This window comes from Aurantibacter sp. (assembly GCF_039941195.1).
In the GTDB taxonomy this organism is placed as follows: domain Bacteria; phylum Bacteroidota; class Bacteroidia; order Flavobacteriales; family Flavobacteriaceae; genus Aurantibacter_A.
This window is the reverse complement of sequence record NZ_JBDVFA010000086.1, coordinates 61,335-80,572: the sequence shown is the minus strand read 5'-3', so window position 1 is coordinate 80,572 and position 19,238 is coordinate 61,335. Positions and strand designations below refer to the sequence as shown.

Here is a 19,238-nt window from a genome sequence, read left to right as displayed (position 1 = left end):
CTAAGCTAAGTTTAGTAAATAGGTAGTTAAAGTATATTCGTTATATCAGAGATTCATTCGACTAAAAACACTTTTTACACTAAAAATTTCAAACGTTGTAGTAAAATGATAGTTTCCTTGTTAATTTTTAGTACTTAATGACATTTAGATTAGTTTGGGTATACTACAATCATCTATAAAATTTTGTTCCATCGAAAGTTAAAAACATCATAAACACCTAAACAATAGTATATTAAAATTATTTATCACTTTGCCAAATAAAAAAGCGACCTGAATCTCAGGTCGCTTTTTATAAATTACTAATCTCCTATTTACTATCGTTTCACAACCATTTGTTTTTGAAAACTAACACCTTGGTTATCTACCATTTTAACAATATAATTACCTTGTTGCAGTTCGTTTACATCCAACATATAATCTCCACTAGATTTAATTGAATTAGGATTGTAAGATTGTATTAATCTACCAATCATGTCAAAAACCAATACTTGTTGTATTTCAACCGGTTCTTCCAAGCTTAATGTTGCAACATCGGAAACTTGATTCGGATAAATACGCATATCGTTTATAAGATTATCTGATGCACCACTATTTTTAAGTGCTGTTGTAGATGCACTTGAAGGTGGCAAAATCTCTATCGCATTAATAATCGGGTGACGTTTGCCCCCTACTGCATCTCGGGAATCAAAATCTATATTTAATACCCCATCGGTAACATTTACAGTATACCACTTTATCAATAATGTTTCCGCTCCTACCTCTGAATATACATCTAAATTGTCTTCTACCAGTGCACTTTCCATGTTGATATCAAATACACGTTTACCAACACCACCAGCACCACCATCGGTAGCACCAAACCAAAGTTCAGCAAAATATAAGTTAACATAATATTGTCCGTCTTTAAGCGGAATATTATAACTCATTTCTTGTGTTTTACTATATCTAAAGGTTTGAAATGGTTCTGACAATCCTGTTTGTGGTCGATCTAATTCTGATCCTGTATCATAATAATTATCGGCCCCAACAGTCGCTCCATTGTAAACAACTTCACCACCACCTGCATTAATATATAAAGAATCATCTGGTTCTCCACATCCGATACCTACGTCAATATTAAACTGGTAGTTAGAACTACAACCATTTTCGGTATCAATTAGCACAACATCATAACTATCATAAGACATATATAATGAATAATACGTAGGCAATCCTCCATTTTCCACTCTATATTCTGTCTCAAGCTCAGTCCCATTTGGCCATACTACGCTTAAGCCTTCTCTAACAGGGGTAAATTCAATACTTCCACCGCCCGAATCGCACCAAGCTGTAGTTTCAATAGTAAACGCACTTTCTAAGTTTTCGTCGCATGAATTTACACATTCTTCGACCTTACCACCATCAGTAATTGTCCACCCGTAAGTGTCGATAATCCGTTGCCTTGCGAATTCTGAAATGCAGTACTGGTTATCAGGTGCATCTAAAAGAACCTCATTTTGTAGAGAAGGCAATTGACTCCATCCCATTAAAATTTTATCGTAATTAGTGTTAGATAGCCCAGAGTAGTGAAACATATCTTCTAAACTTATAACACTTGAAACATCCCAATCTCCTATATCTTGATCAAAAGTATCTGCTAAGAAAAACATTAATTTCATATCGGTTACTTTTGAAACATCCCAATCTTGTATTTCCTGATTGAACATATTGGCAGACTGAAACATGGCGTGCATATCGGTAACCATTGATACGTCCCAATTTCCAATATCTTGATTAAATATAAACGCCCCTGAAAACATAAAATTCATATCAGTTACACTAGAAACGACCCAATCACTAATGTCTTGATTAAATTTTTCAGCACCATTGAACATACTTTCCATATTAGTAATATTGGAAACATCCCATTCGCCAAAGGTGTTGTTACCAATTAAATTTTTGCAACCGTTAAACATGGTTTCCATTGAATTTACTAAAGTTAAATCTGGAGTATCTATTGCTACAACATCCATATTTCTACATCCTTGAAAGGCAGCCTCCATATTGCTCCATTTAATATCGCCCCATTGATCAACTGATATTAATTTTTGCGCTTGATCATAACCATAAAAATCATTGAAATACACTCTTGGAAAATCTCCTTCTATAGAAACTATATAAGTACCCTGCTCTTCATAAGTGTGCGTAATATTTCCCGTTGCATTTTCCGATACAGAACCATCACCCCAATTCACAGTATAATTATAAGATTCATCTATATGCGTTGGAATTGTAATTTGGGTTGATGTTGACCCATCATTATCAGTTTTCCAGGTAGTAATAAAGGGCCGCTGCAGAGAAGTAGAACTACATTCTTCTGGGCTACCATTATCATTTATCATCCAATTATATGCCTCAACAATACTCTGCCTAGCTTCTTTGCTTTCACAATATTGATTTTGTGGTGCGTCTAAAGTAACGCCATTTTGCAAGGAGGGTAATTGGCTCCAACCTATTAAGGTACTATCGTAATTGCTATTAGATAAGCCAGAATTTTCAAACAACCCGTTCATAACTGACACATTTTGCACATTCCAATCATTCAAAGATTGATTAAAACTCTCTGCTTGACTAAACATACTGCCCATATCAGTAACATTCACAACATTCCAATCACCTATATCTTGGTTAAAATTTGTTGTTCCCTTAAACATTTCATTCATATTTCTTACGCTAGACACATCCCAATCACTGATATCCTGATTAAATTCGCGAGCACCGTTGAACATTGCAACCATATAGGTGACATTTGAAACATTCCAATTACCAATATCTTGATTAAATACTTCTGCATCTTTGAACATTCTTGCAGTGCTTGAAAGCTTAGAAACATTCCAAGTACCAATGTTTTGGTTGAATGAAGAAGCTCTGCTGAATATACTTGCCATTTTTGCCACATTAGAAACATCCCAATCTCCAATATATTGATTAAAGTTATTGGCATTGTAAAACATGTAACTCATATCGGTAACGCTCGATACATCCCAATCATTTAATGGCTGATTAAAATCAAAGTCTCCATTAAAAGAATCAATTTCATTATAAGTATAACCTGAGAACATAGATGCCATAGTGGTAACCTGAGAAACATCCCAATTTGATATGTCTCGATTAAACTTGGAGCCAGCGAACATACCAGCCATATTAGTAACCTTACTTACATCCCAAGAGGATATATCTTGATTAAAATAAGACCCACTAAACATACCCTCCATGTTCATTACATTAGACACGTTCCATGAGGATAAATCTTGATTAAATGAACCTCCTAACGAAAGTGGACCGTCTCCACAACCCAGTGTACCGGAAGAAAATAGAAAAGACATATCCGAAACATGAGAAACATCCCAACCCGAGATATCCTCATTGAAAGCAGTACCATTAAAAAGTCCTGATAAACTTGTAAAACCACTAATATCCCAGTGCGGAATCAATGCCATACCCCTTCCTGACATTCCCGAATTTTTAAACATATTTCGAATACTTGTACATTCACTTAAATCTGGAATATCAGTTGCAACGAGCCTTAAAGTGGTGTTTTCAAAAGCACTTTCTAGATTTTGCCATTTTTGATCGCCCCATTGAATAATTTCATAAGTAGAACTATCACAAGAATTAGATCTAAAATTAAACATTGGTCTAGGAAAATCACCTGATATTTTTACGATATGAGGGCCGTAAGTTTCATATGTATGGGTTAATGCTTCGGTTACATTTTCATCAATAGTTCCATCACCCCAATCTACAGTATAATTATACTGGTATTGAGCATCAACAGGAATGGAAATTACCTTCACCCAATCTCCGTTATAATAAGTGTCTATTAAATTTGCTGAAAATGTAAAAGGTCTTTGTACTGGTTCTTCAATTACCTCTCCCAATATCTCAATAGCATTAATTATAGGGTGACGCTCGCCCCCTACTGCATCACGCGAATCAAAATCAATATTTAAAATTCCACCCAATACGTTAACCGTATGCGATTTCATCAGCATAGCATCAGCACCAACTACGGCAAAAACATCTAAATTATCTTCGGCAAGTTGCCCTTCCATGGTCACATCAAAAACACGACTACCGACACCACCAGAACCCCCACCGGTGGCTCCAAACCATAACTCAGCGAAGTATAGATTAACCGTATACTCCCCATCTACTAACGGAATATCATAACTCATTTGTTGCGACGGACTATATCGAAAACTTTGATAAGGTTCTATTAAACCAGTTTGTGGACGATCTAATTGATTGCCAATATTGGAATAAGCATCGGCTATAAAGATTTCGTCGTTGTATGTTGTTTCTGTACCACCAGCATTTATACGTAGAGAGAAGTCCTTTGTTTCCTCACAATTGTCTGTCCCAATTATAAAAGTTTTCGTTGTACATCCGTAGTCTGTATAATAATCCATCGTATATGTACCCGCAGATAGGTTTCTTGCCACATAGGCACCTAAGTCTTCATCCAGCTCCCAAATTCCCCTTAAACCTGTGTAATCATTCCAAGTTTCGTAGTTATTCGCTTCATCCTTTAAAATAGCGTAACCTCCATTTGTATTGCAGGTTGTTGCATTTACAACTTCAAAGGATACCTCTTCACAACTATCAATTATTTCAAAAGAAATAGAAAAGGGCGTACCCACTACACCACCTTGATTAGCTTCCGAATATGGAGTGGCGGTAATATCGTATTGACCAACTTTAGATTGATAGAAATAAATGGGTGAAATATATCCACTATTACTGATATCATGCACTGCTGAACCGCTACCTTCCGGACTTGTAAATTGATAGAGTACACTTTTAACTCCACTTGCAAATTCAACTCCGACCCCTTCGAAAGAATTATTGTTTTCCCAGTTTCTAATTTGATCACCGTCATTTATAAATCGACCTGTTGGCACAACTCCTGAATCACCACTAACATATGCTGTATATAATTCAATACCTTCAATAGTTACATTTTGAGGTTTTGGTTCACCCAAAATTTCAATAGCATTAATTATTGGGTGACGTTCACCACCAACTGCATCTCGAGAATCAAAATCGATATTTAGAACACCACCTGATACGGTAACCATATGCGATTTCATCAGCATAGCATCAGCACCAACTACGGCAAAAACATCTAAATTATCTTCAGCAAGTTGCCCTTCCATAGTGACATCAAAAACACGACTACCGACACCACCAGAACCACCACCGGTAGCTCCAAACCATAACTCAGCAAAATATAAATTAACGGTATACGTACCATCTACAACAGGTATTGCGTAACTCATTTGTTGTGAAGGACTATACCTAAATGTTTGATATGGTTCTGGCAAACCAGTTTGCGGTCGATCTAATTGGTTACCCGTATTGGCATAGGCATCAGCATCAAAAGTTTCACCATCATACGTGATTGACGAACCACCAGTGTTGATTCGTAGTGCAAAATCGGATTGAGCAAAAATTGGATTAAAAGTAACACCGCAAAAGCAGGCCGCTAAAAAAAGTAGTTTTCTTTTCATTATGATCTAGTTTAGTTGATGGGGTGAATAAATCGCTAAAAAGTTGATTGTTATTCTAATTTACGAAATCCTTATAGTAGTCCTCATATTTCATTTATAAATTGGATTAAAAGCTATTTCAGTCGATTAATAACGAGTGTCATAATCAGTATTTATTTAATAATGATAAACTTAGCAGTAGGAATAAAAAAAGAGACCCGATAAATCGGGCCTCTCACTTTTTGGTTGATTATGTATTTGTAATTATTCGCGTTTTACCACCATTTGCTTTTGATAGGGCACGCCCCTTTTATCTACTGCCTTTACAATGTAAGTTCCTTGTTGATAGTAATTAACATCCAAAATATAATCATCACCACTTTTAATATAATCCGGATTATAAGATTCTATAAGTCTACCAGACATATCGAAAATTAGAATTTGCTCGATCTCTATTGGTGTGCTAAAACTAGCTGTCGCCAAGGTTGCAACATTATTAGGGTTTATTTTTAAACTGGCAGCTACTATATCTTCAACAATACTAAAGGATATTGCTAATGGTGTTCCCATTTCACCTGATAAATTATTGCCTGAATAAGGTGTTGCTGTTACCGTGTATTCACCAAATTCAAAATTATTCCCTTTATAATCTCCTATCGGTAAATCTTGAAATAAAGCATAAGGCTCAAGGCTTTCTGTTCGAGCTGTACGCTGCTCCCCTGATAATTCCAAACGTACACTTTCTACATCATCAGTTGTATTTGCACGTATATCTAGAAATAGAGATTCAATCTGACTCAGTGTGATTTCCATACCATCAATTAACTCGAAATGTTCACTTTCATCTGCAGCATCAATTAAAGTAAATCCAGTTACGGCTAACATTGGTGTTGTATCAATAAATTCGAAATTGATAGTTAAATTTTCGCCAGCATCACCTGTTAAATTATTTTGTGCATATGGGATTCCATCTAAAGTATATGCTCCCAATTCAAAGTTGTGTCCAATATAATCACCTATGGGTAAATCTTGAAACAAGGCATAAGGAGGAACACTTTCGCCTCTCATAATACTTTGCGTTCCTGATAATTCAAAACCAACACTTTCGGTAGCTGTTCCGGTTTCAGCTTTTATATCAAGATTTTGAGTTGGTAAAGTTGAAATATCAATTTGCATACCCTCCGTAATTGGAAATAAATCCATTTCGTTATCTGCATTTACCAACCAATATTGAATAATGTTATTGGCAGTTTCCATCATAACAGTAATTTCTTGAACTGCTGAATTACTACATTCGGTTACCTCATCAACATAGGTGTATGTAATCTCATAAGTACCTTCACCTATTGCTGGATCAAACATTCCGCCAGTAACCCCATCCCCACTATAAATTCCACCTGTCGGCATTGCACCGGAAAGTGCAAATGCTACATCAGAAACAAAAACATTTGAAAATGGATCCAAAGTGACTTCAGGTAGTGCAGGATCCTCAATTTCAGCTACAACCCGAATAGAACAACCATTAGCATCAGTTACACTTGCTGAATAAGTTCCTGCAGAAAGTCCCGTAATAGTTTCACCAACATAAGAAACGGAATTCCAGCCAACTTCATAAGGTGCAGTTCCTCCCGAAGGAGTAATAGTGATATTACCACCAGCTCCACAAATAGTCGGATTCTCAACTACAACATCAGCCATGAGACTACTACATGCAGGGTCTCCATCAACCAATTCAAAATTTAGTGTCAATTCCTGGCCTAAATTTCCTTTTAAAGAATTACCCGAATAAGGCTTAGCTTGCAGAGTATACATTCCAACGACAAAATCTGCGCCAATATAATCTCCGATTGGTAAATCTTGAAATAAAGCATATGGCAATAAACTCTCGGTACGTTCATTCTCCAAAGCTCCTGTAATAGAAAAACGAACACTTTCAACATCATCAGTAGTATTTGCACGAATATCTAAATGTGTGGTGGGCAGGGAATTGATATTTATTTGTTGACCTTCAGTTAAATCAAAAATCGGAACATCATTATCAGCATCAATAAGTGTGAAACTTGTTACCGATAATGCTTCTGCTGGACAACCCTCAATCGTATAGGCTATAGTTGTTGTACAACCAGGTTCTTCTCCTACAGTTACCGTATAGCTTCCTGGCTCATGACTTCTAACATAATCGCCATGTTCAGGGTCAATTTCCCAAAAAGGTGCATCTGCATCACTAATCTTAAGTGTTGTACCAAGTACTGCTCTACCTCCTATTCCATCACAATCGGCAGGAAAAGTATCAACATAAGACCTATCCGTTGCTTCTTGGCAATAACCAGCAATGTCGAATGTTAAGGATGAACTGATTCCTTCCTCTCCTTTTCTATTATCTAAACTATACGGTATTGCTGAGATGGTGAAAAATCCATCGAAAAAAGTTGCGCCTTTGTAATCCCCAATCGGAAGATCTTGAAAAAAAGCAAAAGGCATTAAACTTTCTGTGCGACTATTCTCCAATTCTTGAACGTTACCCGAAGAGTTAATTTCTAAAAATACACTTTCAACGGCCTCCGAAGTATTCGCCCTAATATCTAGGTTTAGCGTTGGTAGTTTAGAATAATCGATTTGCATACCATCGGCTAATTCATAAAGGTCCTCGTTCGTATCTGCATTAACTAGTGTGAAACTAGTAATAGACAAATCTGTTAAAACTTCAGAATTAACTGTGACTGTCTGTGAGCAAGTACCAACATTCCCTGTCAAATCACTAATAGACCATGTTATAATTGTTGTACCGATGCTGAATGGGTCACTCATTTCGAGATTATCATCTCGAACACCCATTAAATTAGGTTGTAAACCACAATTATCTGTATACTCTGGAGCTTCAATTATAAGTGAAATAGATTCACCCTCATTAGCAGTTTCTTCAATATTAGCAGCACAAACCAGTATTGGTTCTTCATTATCTTCTACGGTTACGGTAAAACTACATGTAGCTTCATTACCTGCTTCATCAGTTGCGGTGGCAGTAACTATGGTTTCACCTATTGGAAAAACAGATTCAGAATCATAATCTGAAGTTACCGTGACGGCCCCACTATTATCCGTCGCGGAAACTTCAAATTCTACTACAGCACCACATTCTCCCACATCATTAGCAACTATAATATTTTCTGGGCATTCAATTGTTGGCAATTCTATATCATCTAAAACTATTACGGATATTATCCATTCTTGTTCAGATTCATTTGCTGCGATAACTTTATAAGTTACCGCATCCGAGAAATCTTGTACACTACCACTTTCTGGAGATACCGATGCTCCATCTGAAATTGTAAACTCCGGTGACAACAAGGTTAAATCGGTTCCATAAGGCATTGTTATTTCAATTGATTTCTCTTCCGCATATATTTCTGCATCACCTATTTGGTTAAGAAGGGATACAGCAGTTATATCATTAGCATCAGAAGTGGGCGTACTAATTGTTACTATTTGAGTACAAGTACTACTATTATTACTGGCATCTAAGGCTGTCCATGTAATTGTTGTACTACCCACTGGAAATTCGTCTTCTAGTATTAAGGAATTATCATCTGAGCGTTCTGAAGTTAAAGTTACTGGAGCAGAACAATTATCCGTTACATCAGGCAGTGTTATTGTGATAGTAATAGATTCTGTAGCTGTTACTACCACATCTGCAGCACAATTAATTTCTGGTGCTTCTTCATCATTTACCGTAATTATTTGTTCACAAGGCTCAGAAATATTTCCTGCTAAATCTTCTGCTGTCCAAGTAATTGTAGTTACTCCCGAATTAAAAGAATCTAGCATATCTAATCCGTCACTTCGGACTGCATGATAAACGATATCTTCATTAGCTGTAATTAAATCAGTGGCAGTAGGATTAACAATCGGAAAAAGTGCACTGCAGCTATTTTCTTCTGTAGTTACTGTTACATCATCAGGGCAAACAATTTCTGGTGCCTCAGAATCATCATCCGAATTAGGACTACCTGGTGAACCAATATCTCCTTGTAGACTCTCATAACTATTAAATAAAGGTGTTTCATCTTCACCTACATTGGTACTACTCAAAGACCAATTTACGCCCATTGTACTATCTGCCAGAAGGTCATTTAAATAAATAGATTTACCGTTAGATGTACTTGGCCAACCACTACCAGATTCATAAATGAGTTGAGAAATTACGTTAAGCTGATTTTCATTATCACCAACATAGTCCGCATAACTGCTCCATATACCAATTGAATCTCCTGAATTATTTAAACTTGGCCAATTGTCAACTGCAATGGCATCAACTGTTCCCCAATCCAATTCAAATTGGCCTTCAAGTATATCAATATCATATAAAACAACCGATGTATTGGGTAATAAAATAAACCCAGGAATATTTGCAGAGTTAATATCCGAACCAGAATTATCATCGATTACATAGCCCATTAAATCAATGGGAAGAAGACCCTTATTATAAATTTCAACCCATTCTCCTTTAGATTCTGTGAGAGGATTATTCATTACCTCAGTGATTATTAAATAAGACTCTTGAGCTGAGATCAAAAAAGTAAATAAAAAAAAGAATACTGTTGATAAAGTAAAATTCTTCATTATGGTTAGGTTTTAGTTAAACGCTGTCAATCCATTTTAAAAAATTAAATAGTGCCCTCTAGGTATAAAAAAAGTATAAAAAGTTAAAAATAAGCGATTTACATTCAGAATATTTGAAAGATATATTTTTTCCTGATTGGAAAAGCAAGCGTAAAAAATGCTAAATCAATCTAACGCCAACTGAAGAGAATTCTAAATTATTGTTGTGAATCTGGTTAATATTGTTGTGAGAAATAGAACCACGTGTTGTGAAAGAATTTTATGACACAATAATAAATTTTACTTCACAAACACTTAATTATCAAGTTTGTATAAATATTTTTCATTGTTAAGAACTAAAATTTGAAAAAATTACAGTGAAGGAATCGTAAAATTATCTTTTCGCAAGCCTATAGTATTTTTATAAAAAGCTTTATAAGTTTCAAAATCACTATTTATACTTTCGGAAGTATAATAAGCATCTGATATTTTTATTTGTTTTTTACCATAGTCAAAAGCCACTAAAACAATTGGGACTTGAGCTTCTTTAGCAATGTAATAGAACCCAGTTTTCCATTGCTTTACTTTTTTTCTAGTGCCTTCCGGAGCTAAGGTTAAATGTATTCTATCAACTTTTTTAATTAAATCGGCGCAAGCTAAAACAAAATTGTTATTCTTAGTTCTATCTACTGGCATGCCTCCCATCCATCTAAAGTACCATCCATAGGGCCATTTAAAAAGGCTGCTTTTACCCACAAAATTAAACTCTTCGTTTAAAACCCTACGAATTAGTAAGCCCAAGAAGAAATCCAGATTACTGGTATGTGGCGCAACAATTACGATACATTTATCAATTTTCGGGAAAGTACCTACCAAGTTCCACCCCATAAGCTTGTAATATATAAACTTTGCCAATTGATGCATAGGTACTAATTGAAGAAGAACTGTCTAATTTAAAGTATTGCTACAAGAAATTAGACACTAAATTTTTCGATAGATTGATTTCAACTTTTCACGGGTAATTAAATCTTTCCAGTTTTTTCCTAGGGCATTTTCCCATAAAGGTTCCATTTTTAAAGCAACATTACAGAGTGTATCAAAATCGTCTTCCGTAAGATCTTTACAAATACCTTTTGGTAAATCTATTTGATGTTTTTCTTTCATTTTATTGAAGAGTATTACACCTTCACCGTAAAATTCTTCCAAATGTTGAAATACCAAACAATTTCCGATACCGTGTTTTATTCCTAATAAATAAGACAATCCATAGCTCATTGCATGGGCCACCCCTACTTGAGAATAGGCAATACTCATACCACCATGCCATGAGGCCATCATCAACTTTTCTCGTGAATCTTGCGCATCCAATTCTTCTAAATAAACTTCTTTACAAAGTTCTAGAGCCATTTCGCCATAACTTTTACTAAAGGCATTTAAATAGGTTCCATTTAAAGATTCTATACAATGAATATAACAATCCATTCCAGTGTAGAACCATTGATTTTTTGGTACACCAATACTTAAATCTGGATCGAGGATAACTTGATTGAAAACAGTGTAATCTGAATTAATTCCCAGTTTTTTATCTGGCCCTAATAAAACTGTTGTTCTAGAGACTTCGGCTCCTGTACCGCTTATGGTAGGTACGCCGACATGATAAATAGATGATTTCTGAATTAAATCCCAACCTTGGTAATCTGCAGCACTTCCTTTATTCGTGAGTAATAATGAAACCGCCTTAGCTAAATCTAGCAATGTGCCGCCGCCAATTCCAACAATTCCTGAAGGTAAACTATCATACTTGTCAAGAATTGATTTTACCAATTTATCAACTTGCTTAGTTTTCGGTTCTTCTTCAGATGAAACAAATATTAATTCATCGTTGAAACGCAAAGGCACCTTATGAGCTAATGAGGTATTTTTAAATACATCATCAACTAAAAAAATAAAAGGAGCATCTATATGCTTTCTTTCTGGAAGTAAAATCTCATCTAACTGATTAAAACTACCCTTACCGAATATCACTTTAGGTACTTGGGGAAAATTTCTGTGCTTTACCGTATTTACAATAACACTTTCGTTTTCATCAATCTCATTTTTGACCTTCATAGATTTAGTTCAAATATTTCAAAATATCTGTTAAATTATTTATTTTCAGATACTTAAAATCGTTTTCATTTACATTTACTTCTTCATGTTGCCACGTAGTATGAAAAGGTACATGTACGGCTTGAGCGCCAATATTAATAAGTGGTAAAACATCTGATTTTAATGAATTACCAATCATTAAAAATTCATTTACATCTATTTCTAAATGTTCTAAAAGATTTGAATAATTAGTTTCTTTTTTATCACTTAGCACCTCTACATGATGAAAGTAATGTAACAAGTTTGATCGTTCTAATTTACGTTCTTGATCTAGTAAATCTCCTTTTGTTAATACAATAAGTCGATATTTATCTTTCAGTTGTGATAATACATTTTCTACTCCATCTAAAAGTTCAACTTCCTGATTTATCATTTTTTTACCAAGATTCAAAATTTCGTGAATCGTTGCTTGCGAAATTTGATTATTTGATAAATCGAGTGCCGATTCTACCATCGATAGCATAAATCCCTTTATACCATAACCGTAGAGATTCAAATTTTGAATCTCCATTTTAAAAAGCTCTTGATCCACTTTATTCTTGGTTTCATAACCAGAAAGTAAATCTGCAAACTTTTCTTCTGCTTCTCGAAAGTAAGTTTCATTTACCCATAAGGTATCATCAGCATCAAAACCAATGGTTTTGATTTTACTATAATCTACTTCCATGCTGCCTTTGCCTTTTTTAAATCTTCAGGAGTATCAATTTCTATTCCACTAGCTGTGGTTTTAACCATTTTAATTTTTTTACCATATTCCAGATAACGAATTGCCTCAATTTTTTCCGTTGCCTCTAATGATAACATTGGTAAGCGCTGAAAATCCATTAATGCATTCTTTCTAAAGGCATAAATTCCTTTATGCTTATAATAAACTGTTTTGTCAGAAACTGCTCTTGGATGAGGAATAACAGAGCGTGAAAAGTATAGGGCAAAATTTCTATTATCTACGATTACTTTTACCGTATTTGGGTTATTAATTTCTTCTTCGTCTGTAATTTTCACCATTAACGAGGCAAGATCAATTTCTAGTTCTGGATCATCTTTAAAAACCTCTAGTACGCTTTCTAGACTTTTACGATCTGTAAAAGGTTCATCACCCTGAACATTAACAATAATATCAACATCCATATGCTCAACTGCTTCGGCAATTCTATCACTTCCACATTCGTGTTCTTTTATACTCATTAGTGCTTTACCACCAATATCAGTAATAACCTTAAAAATAGCTTCACTATCGGTAACTACAAATACATCATCAAATAAATTTGTACGTACAGCTGCTTCGTAAGTTCTTTGGATAACAGGTTTTCCTGAAAGATCCTGCATTAACTTAGCAGGAAATCTCGATGCCGCATAGCGGGCAGGTATCATTGCAATAATTTTCAATACTTTATATTTAGATTGGATGAGTTTAACCCTTTTTCGGGCGCAATTTACGGTATATACTGAAAATAATAAACAATATAATGATTACCAATACAATAGCCACCACAGGTGCAAAGATTGAGGCAACTGTCACAGCGGCCGCTGCGCCAGTTTCTACGGTAGATACAATAGGATTACCAAGTCCGCCTGTTGTAGCACTAGAAGTCAGCCTTGTTGCTGCACCAGCCCCTTTTATTGCGGTTGCCGTACCTCCACCGGCAATTATTGCTAATGCCCAAGTTACCACAGGGTCTAAATTTGCAACTGTTGAAACCATAACAGCAGTGCCAGCAATTGCCGCCAATGGAACCGAAAAACTGTCTAATAAATTATCAACCCAAGGAATAAAATAAGCAAATATTTCAAACATTGTAGCGACACCTAAAGTTATAACTGCCGCCAAACTACCAACCCACTGCCAATTATCATTCAATTCCCAAACGTTAAAATAAGCGGCTAAACTTAAAGCGAATAATGGTAAAAATACTCTAAAACCTACTGAAGCAGCTAAACCAATTCCGAGGAAAATACTTATTATAGTTTCTGGTGTCATAAATAATTAAGTGTTCAAATTCTATCTATAAGATTGCAAACTTCATTCCAAAAAATGGTAACAATAGAACCTCTACGAATTTAATCTATTCATTCTCAACAAAAAAATCGTTCTGAAAACCAATAAGATATAACTGTTTTTTAGCCCGTGTTACTGCAGTATACAACCAACGCAAATATTCTTTACCAACACCTTCAGGCAAATAGGGTTGTTCAACGAATACCGTATTCCATTGGCCACCCTGAGATTTATGACAAGTAATTGCATATGAGAACTTTACCTGCAAAGCATTAAAGTATTTGTTGTTTTTTACCTTTAAAAATTTTTTGTAATTCGAAGTTTCATCTGCATAGTCTTTCATAACTTCTTGATACAATAAATTTGCATCTTCATAAGATAATGAAGGCGTTATTGAGTGTATGGTATCTAGCATTAAAACAGTTTCAAACGCACCTTGGTTTGGGTAATCAACCAATTGTACTTTTACTTCAGCAAATTTAAATCCATATAATTCTTTGATTGCAAAAATCTCAAGTATTTCAAGAATATCGCCATTAGCAATAAAGCCAGCTTCGGTATTCGGCTCCAACCAATAATAGTTATTTTTAACTACCATGATATAATCACCAGTAGCTAATTCACTATCTAAAAATAAAATTTGGTTCCGAATATTGCCATTATATAAGTTTGCTCTTTTGTTAGAACGAACAATAAATGCGGTTTCCTCTTTCCCATTCTGATGATAAGACTGCTCTATAGCATCTTGAATATCATAACCATCAACCAAACGAGTTATATCTTTAAAACCAGCCAAATTAAACTGGAAAGAAACGTAAAATTCATCCTGTAATTGTTGTCTAATTTGAGTTGCATTAGCTAAAATACCCGAATTTTCAGCCTGTCGAACCACTTCATTCAATTCAAGCCCCAGCACTTGTAAATCATATTCTCTATAAATTAAATCGGCATCCAATGCCGGACTCAGCTCCAATTTTACAGGTGGTAATTGTGCTGTATCCCCAATTAATATTAATTTACAATTAACTCCAGCATGCACAAATCGGATTAAATCATCTAATAAAGATGCACTATCTCCAAATTTGGTATCCGTAGACCTATCCGGTATCATTGAGGCTTCGTCTACTAAAAAAACCGTATTCCTATGTTTATTTGGGGCAAGAACAAACTTTACACTTCCCCCTTTGTCTTTTTTAGGAACATATATCTTTCTATGTATGGTAAAAGCTCGTGTTTTAGAATAATTAGACATTACTTTGGCAGCTCGGCCTGTTGGCGCCATTAAAACCGATTTCAAATTACATGCCCACAAACTTTTTACTAAAGTGCTAATTATGGTCGTTTTCCCAGTCCCAGCAAAGCCTTTTAATAAAAAAACACATCGTCGCTCCTTTAAAATTAGGAATGAAGCAAGTTCTTTCAAGGCCAACAATTGCATAGGTGTTGGCTCATGCGGAAAACTTTTAATCATTAAATTTTGTAAAGAGCTCTCAGTTAAAGGTTGCATAAAGTCAAAGATAAGTTGATTTCAATCGTATTTCAATATCTAATGATATTCAATGCCCTATATCCCAAAGCATTACTAACTATAGGTTTTGGACTTATAAAACAAGTTTAAAATCGATGCTAAAAAATTAGGCGGTTTGCAAAAAAATTGTAGATTTGTGTTAACCACTAAATGAAATAATACTTATAGAAAATGAAGACTATAATACAGATTGTACTTTGGATTGCTTGTATCTTTTTCGGTTACATGATTTACAATTCAGTTACTGGACCTATTCAGTTTAAAAAAGTAAAGCAAGAACGTTTTGCTAAGGTAGTATCGAGTTTAAAAGATATTCGCGATGCACAAGAGGCTTATAAAACAGTGAATAAGAAATATGCTAAAGATTTCAAAGCATTAATTAGCTTCGTAGACACTGGTAACTATACAATAACACAACAAAGAGATTCATCTTTTTTAAGATACAACAAAGCATTTCAAATTGATATGCCTGTTGATACTATTATTATAGACACTTTAGGCACAGTAGCGGTTAAAGATTCATTGTTTAAAGCGGACAACCGTTACAAAAATATGATGAATGTACCAGGAGCTGCAAATGGAGAGAAATTTGAAATGAAAGCTGCAATTATTGACAAAGGAGGGTATAAAGCTCCCGTTTTTGAAGCTAAAGTTGCTAAAAGTGTAGTACTATCCGACCAACCTAGCGAACTTATTGCTAAGGAAAATTCTGAAATGAGTGTTGAGGAAGTAAATGGTAGCGAAATAAAAGTTGGATCATTAAATGAAGTTAGTAACAGTGGTAACTGGCCTCAAATTTATGACACCAAGAAAAAACAATAATACCATAGAAGATTTTAATAAACTGTCCATTCAAGTTAGCTTGAATGGACTTTCTTTTTGCATATGGGACAGTATTGCTAACAGCATAATTTCCTCAGAAAATATTGTTTTTCAAAAAGAACTTACCCCCTATGCTGTTCAAAAAGAACTAAAAGCAATTTGTGAGAAATATGATATTGCAAATAAGAAATTTGCAGATATAATCGTAATTCACAGAAATAACCTCTTTAGTTTTGTGCCAAAATCACTTTTTGATGAAAATGAACTTGCTAACTATTTAAAATTTAATTCAAAAATATTAGCCAACGATCATGTTGCATATGACGAGCTTGAAAACTATGAAATGTGCAATGTTTACGTGCCTTTTGTAAATATCAACAATTACATTTTTGAACTTTTTGGCTCATTCATTTATAAGCATAGTGCGACCGTAATGGTCGAATCACTAATGAATAATTATTCCGGAAACAAAAATGCCACTTGTTTTGCCCATATTACTGAAACACAGATGGAACTAACTATAATGGAGAACAAAAAATTACTTCTATATAATAGTTTTGATTATGTAACCAAGGAAGATTTCATGTACTATTTGCTGTTTACCCTGGAACAATTGAAAATGGATACCGAAAAAATAGTGCTCAAATTATTTGGTGCCATTGAAAAACATGACGACCTATTTAATTTATGTACTCAATATGTAAAGGACGTTTCACTCTTTAATCCATCAGAATCAACTTTTAACTTTGAATTGGACGATTCAGAAATTGAAACTATTGATTTTACAGTTCTAAGCTCCCTATAATGCGAATAATCTCAGGCAAATTTAAAGGTAAACGCTTAATTGCTCCAAAAAAAATACCCACACGCCCTACAACTGATATGGCAAAAGAAGGTCTATTTAACATACTAAACAATCATTATTATTTTGATGAATGTTCTGTATTAGATTTATTTGCAGGCACTGGAAATATTAGCTACGAATTTGCATCGCGTGGTACAACACAAATTACAGCTGTTGAGGCCAATGCTCGTTGTGTGAAATTTATTGAGAAAACCTCACAGGAGCTAGATTTTTCAATTGATGCTATAAAAAGTGATGTTTTTAAATATTTATTAAGAGTTAAGATTAAGGCTGATATAATATTTGCCGACCCACCATACGCAATAATCCAAGAAGAATTTGAACAACTAGTTAAACTAGTCTTTGAAAATGAATTATTACATGAAAATGGGCTACTAATTATTGAGCATTCTACACATACCAAACTTTCGGAATTAGAACAATTTAGTAATTCGCGTAAATATGGTGGTAGTGTTTTTAGCTTTTTTGAAAACAAGCGTGAGGAATAATTAATCATGTGTTCATTTAATAAAGATACTATTAGAGAAACACATATTGTCAAGGAACAAGCACAACCAATTCGTTTACAAGAATATGGTGTTGGTATTTTTGAAGCACTCCCCACCAAATCTTCTTTAAAAAAAGCAATCAAAAAAAAATATATCTACATAAATACTAGTTTAGCCACTACGGGTACATTACTAAATGGTGGTGAAACGATTACCCTACACCAGCCTTCAGAAAAACAAAATAGAAGGTTTTTTTCACTACCATTAGAAGTAATTTATGAGGATGATTTTCTTGCATTAATTAATAAGCCTCCGGGGGTTTTAGTCAGTGGTAATGCTTTTAAAACAATTTCAAATGCCTTACCACAGAATTTAATTAAAAGCTCCCAAAAAGATGCTGTTGCCCCAAAACCAGCACATCGTTTAGACTTTCCTACTTCAGGACTTTTACTGGTTGGCAAAACAGCTAGTTCAATCTTAGCTTTAAATAGACTTTTTGAACATAAGGAAATAAGCAAATCGTACTATGCGATTACGATTGGCGTAATGAATATTAAGAAAGATACCATTACTTCAGCCATAAACGGTAAACATGCGATTTCTACTTATGAGGTACTAGACTCTCTTCCATCAGAAAATTTTGAGTATTTAAACTTAGTAAAACTTGTACCACTAACTGGAAGGCGTCATCAACTACGAAAACACTTGGCATCCATTGGAAATCCAATTTTAGGGGATGCTGACTATGGTTTTGAAGGTAAAATTTTGAAAGGAAAAGGATTGTACCTCCATGCCTTTTCATTAGAGTTTACACATCCTAAAATCAATAAAAAAATGTACTTTGAAAAAGAACTTCCCAATAAATTTATGAAGTTGTTTTAAATTATTTATAAAAAAAGCAGGCCATAAGCCGGATTCTGTCCAACACCGAGGTGTTGTCCTTATCATTTATCTCGGTCTTAAATTACTCTAAGATTCAATCCGCCTACCCTTCAGTTTGGGCGTGCAGCCCTCAAACACTGATTTACATGGCGTTGCACCGTATAGAGTTTACCTGGTTTCACTACAGCCTAACTGTACTTGCTTTCTGTTGCACTAGTCCTCTTGCGTCAGAGACGCAATGACGGGAGTTACCCGCTATACTGCACTATGGTGTCCGGACTTTCCTCTATTCGCTCAAGGCGAATAGCGATAAGGTGGCCTGCTGTGAGCAAAGGTAGCGCAATTGTTGATAAGTAAACATGGAATATCGGTAAATAGA

At 34.8% G+C, this 19,238-nt stretch carries 12 protein-coding genes and 1 other RNA gene; 4 read left to right on the top strand and 9 right to left on the bottom strand.

Translation table 11 applies throughout. From position 1 onward, the window contains the following. Positions 1–314: 314 nt before the first annotated feature. From ABJF52_RS14810 to ABJF52_RS14775, 8 genes are all read right to left on the bottom strand, one after another. A complete protein-coding gene (locus ABJF52_RS14810; RefSeq protein WP_348151872.1) occupies positions 315–5,552 on the bottom strand; it encodes a BspA family leucine-rich repeat surface protein in 5,238 nt (1,745 codons plus the stop codon). 243 nt (positions 5,553–5,795) lie between these two features. Continuing rightward, a complete protein-coding gene (locus ABJF52_RS14805) occupies positions 5,796–10,151 on the bottom strand; it encodes an HYR domain-containing protein (protein ID WP_348151869.1) in 4,356 nt (1,451 codons plus the stop codon). Positions 10,152–10,502: 351 nt separating this feature from the next. Continuing rightward, a complete protein-coding gene (locus tag ABJF52_RS14800) occupies positions 10,503–11,054 on the bottom strand; it encodes a 1-acyl-sn-glycerol-3-phosphate acyltransferase (RefSeq protein WP_348151866.1) in 552 nt (183 codons plus the stop codon). A gap of 57 nt (positions 11,055–11,111) precedes the next feature. Beyond that, positions 11,112–12,239, bottom strand: a complete 1,128-nt coding sequence (locus ABJF52_RS14795) for an iron-containing alcohol dehydrogenase family protein (protein WP_348151864.1) — start codon at positions 12,237–12,239, stop codon at positions 11,112–11,114. A 4-nt stretch (positions 12,240–12,243) separates the two neighbouring features. Continuing rightward, complete coding sequence (locus tag ABJF52_RS14790) at positions 12,244–12,945, bottom strand: HAD family hydrolase (protein WP_348151861.1); 702 nt, start codon at positions 12,943–12,945, stop codon at positions 12,244–12,246. Next, a complete protein-coding gene (kdsB, locus tag ABJF52_RS14785; RefSeq protein ID WP_348151926.1) occupies positions 12,936–13,649 on the bottom strand; it encodes a 3-deoxy-manno-octulosonate cytidylyltransferase in 714 nt (237 codons plus the stop codon). The genes ABJF52_RS14790 and kdsB overlap by 10 nt, the downstream gene beginning before the upstream one ends. A 40-nt stretch (positions 13,650–13,689) precedes the next feature. After that, the gene (locus tag ABJF52_RS14780; protein WP_348151858.1) at positions 13,690–14,256 is read right to left on the bottom strand and encodes a DUF4126 domain-containing protein; all 567 of its coding nucleotides are present in this window, start codon (positions 14,254–14,256) and stop codon (positions 13,690–13,692) included. A gap of 85 nt (positions 14,257–14,341) precedes the next feature. Beyond that, entirely contained in the window at positions 14,342–15,781 is a 1,440-nt protein-coding gene (locus ABJF52_RS14775) for an AAA family ATPase (RefSeq protein ID WP_348151855.1), read from the bottom strand. Between the two features lie 192 nt (positions 15,782–15,973). Between ABJF52_RS14775 and ABJF52_RS14770 the strand changes: the two genes are divergently transcribed. Genes ABJF52_RS14770 through ABJF52_RS14755 form a run of 4 tightly spaced genes read left to right on the top strand, consistent with a single transcriptional unit; the run spans position 15,974 to position 18,859 of the window. Next, positions 15,974–16,624: a hypothetical protein gene (locus tag ABJF52_RS14770; RefSeq protein WP_348151853.1), complete on the top strand. Its 651-nt coding sequence runs from the start codon at positions 15,974–15,976 to the stop codon at positions 16,622–16,624. Further along, the gene (locus ABJF52_RS14765; RefSeq protein WP_348151851.1) at positions 16,602–17,429 is read left to right on the top strand and encodes a DUF3822 family protein; all 828 of its coding nucleotides are present in this window, start codon (positions 16,602–16,604) and stop codon (positions 17,427–17,429) included. Before ABJF52_RS14770 ends, ABJF52_RS14765 begins: the two co-directional genes overlap by 23 nt. Next, positions 17,429–17,977 carry a 16S rRNA (guanine(966)-N(2))-methyltransferase RsmD gene (gene rsmD / locus ABJF52_RS14760; RefSeq protein ID WP_348151848.1) on the top strand — a complete coding sequence of 183 codons (549 nt, stop codon included), beginning with the start codon at positions 17,429–17,431 and terminating at the stop codon, positions 17,975–17,977. Before ABJF52_RS14765 ends, rsmD begins: the two co-directional genes overlap by 1 nt. Positions 17,978–17,983: 6 nt before the next feature. Further along, positions 17,984–18,859 (top strand): RluA family pseudouridine synthase, encoded by an 876-nt coding sequence (locus ABJF52_RS14755; RefSeq protein ID WP_348151845.1) that lies wholly within the window; start codon positions 17,984–17,986, stop codon positions 18,857–18,859. A 9-nt stretch (positions 18,860–18,868) separates the two neighbouring features. Here ABJF52_RS14755 and rnpB read toward each other — a convergent pair. Continuing rightward, positions 18,869–19,185, bottom strand: an RNA gene (rnpB, locus tag ABJF52_RS14750) — RNase P RNA component class A. Positions 19,186–19,238 lie beyond the last annotated feature (53 nt).

Coding starts and splice junctions, on each gene's coding strand:
- ABJF52_RS14800 (WP_348151866.1), bottom strand. CDS start 11,054: ATGCATCAATTGGCAAAGTTTATATATTACAAGCTTATGGGGTGGAAC.
- ABJF52_RS14755 (WP_348151845.1), top strand. CDS start 17,984: ATGTGTTCATTTAATAAAGATACTATTAGAGAAACACATATTGTCAAG.
- ABJF52_RS14805 (WP_348151869.1), bottom strand. CDS start 10,151: ATGAAGAATTTTACTTTATCAACAGTATTCTTTTTTTTATTTACTTTT.
- rsmD (WP_348151848.1), top strand. CDS start 17,429: ATGCGAATAATCTCAGGCAAATTTAAAGGTAAACGCTTAATTGCTCCA.
- ABJF52_RS14795 (WP_348151864.1), bottom strand. CDS start 12,239: ATGAAGGTCAAAAATGAGATTGATGAAAACGAAAGTGTTATTGTAAAT.
- ABJF52_RS14790 (WP_348151861.1), bottom strand. CDS start 12,945: ATGGAAGTAGATTATAGTAAAATCAAAACCATTGGTTTTGATGCTGAT.
- ABJF52_RS14810 (WP_348151872.1), bottom strand. CDS start 5,552: ATGAAAAGAAAACTACTTTTTTTAGCGGCCTGCTTTTGCGGTGTTACT.
- ABJF52_RS14765 (WP_348151851.1), top strand. CDS start 16,602: ATGACACCAAGAAAAAACAATAATACCATAGAAGATTTTAATAAACTG.
- ABJF52_RS14775 (WP_348151855.1), bottom strand. CDS start 15,781: ATGCAACCTTTAACTGAGAGCTCTTTACAAAATTTAATGATTAAAAGT.
- kdsB (WP_348151926.1), bottom strand. CDS start 13,649: ATGATACCTGCCCGCTATGCGGCATCGAGATTTCCTGCTAAGTTAATG.
- ABJF52_RS14780 (WP_348151858.1), bottom strand. CDS start 14,256: ATGACACCAGAAACTATAATAAGTATTTTCCTCGGAATTGGTTTAGCT.
- ABJF52_RS14770 (WP_348151853.1), top strand. CDS start 15,974: ATGAAGACTATAATACAGATTGTACTTTGGATTGCTTGTATCTTTTTC.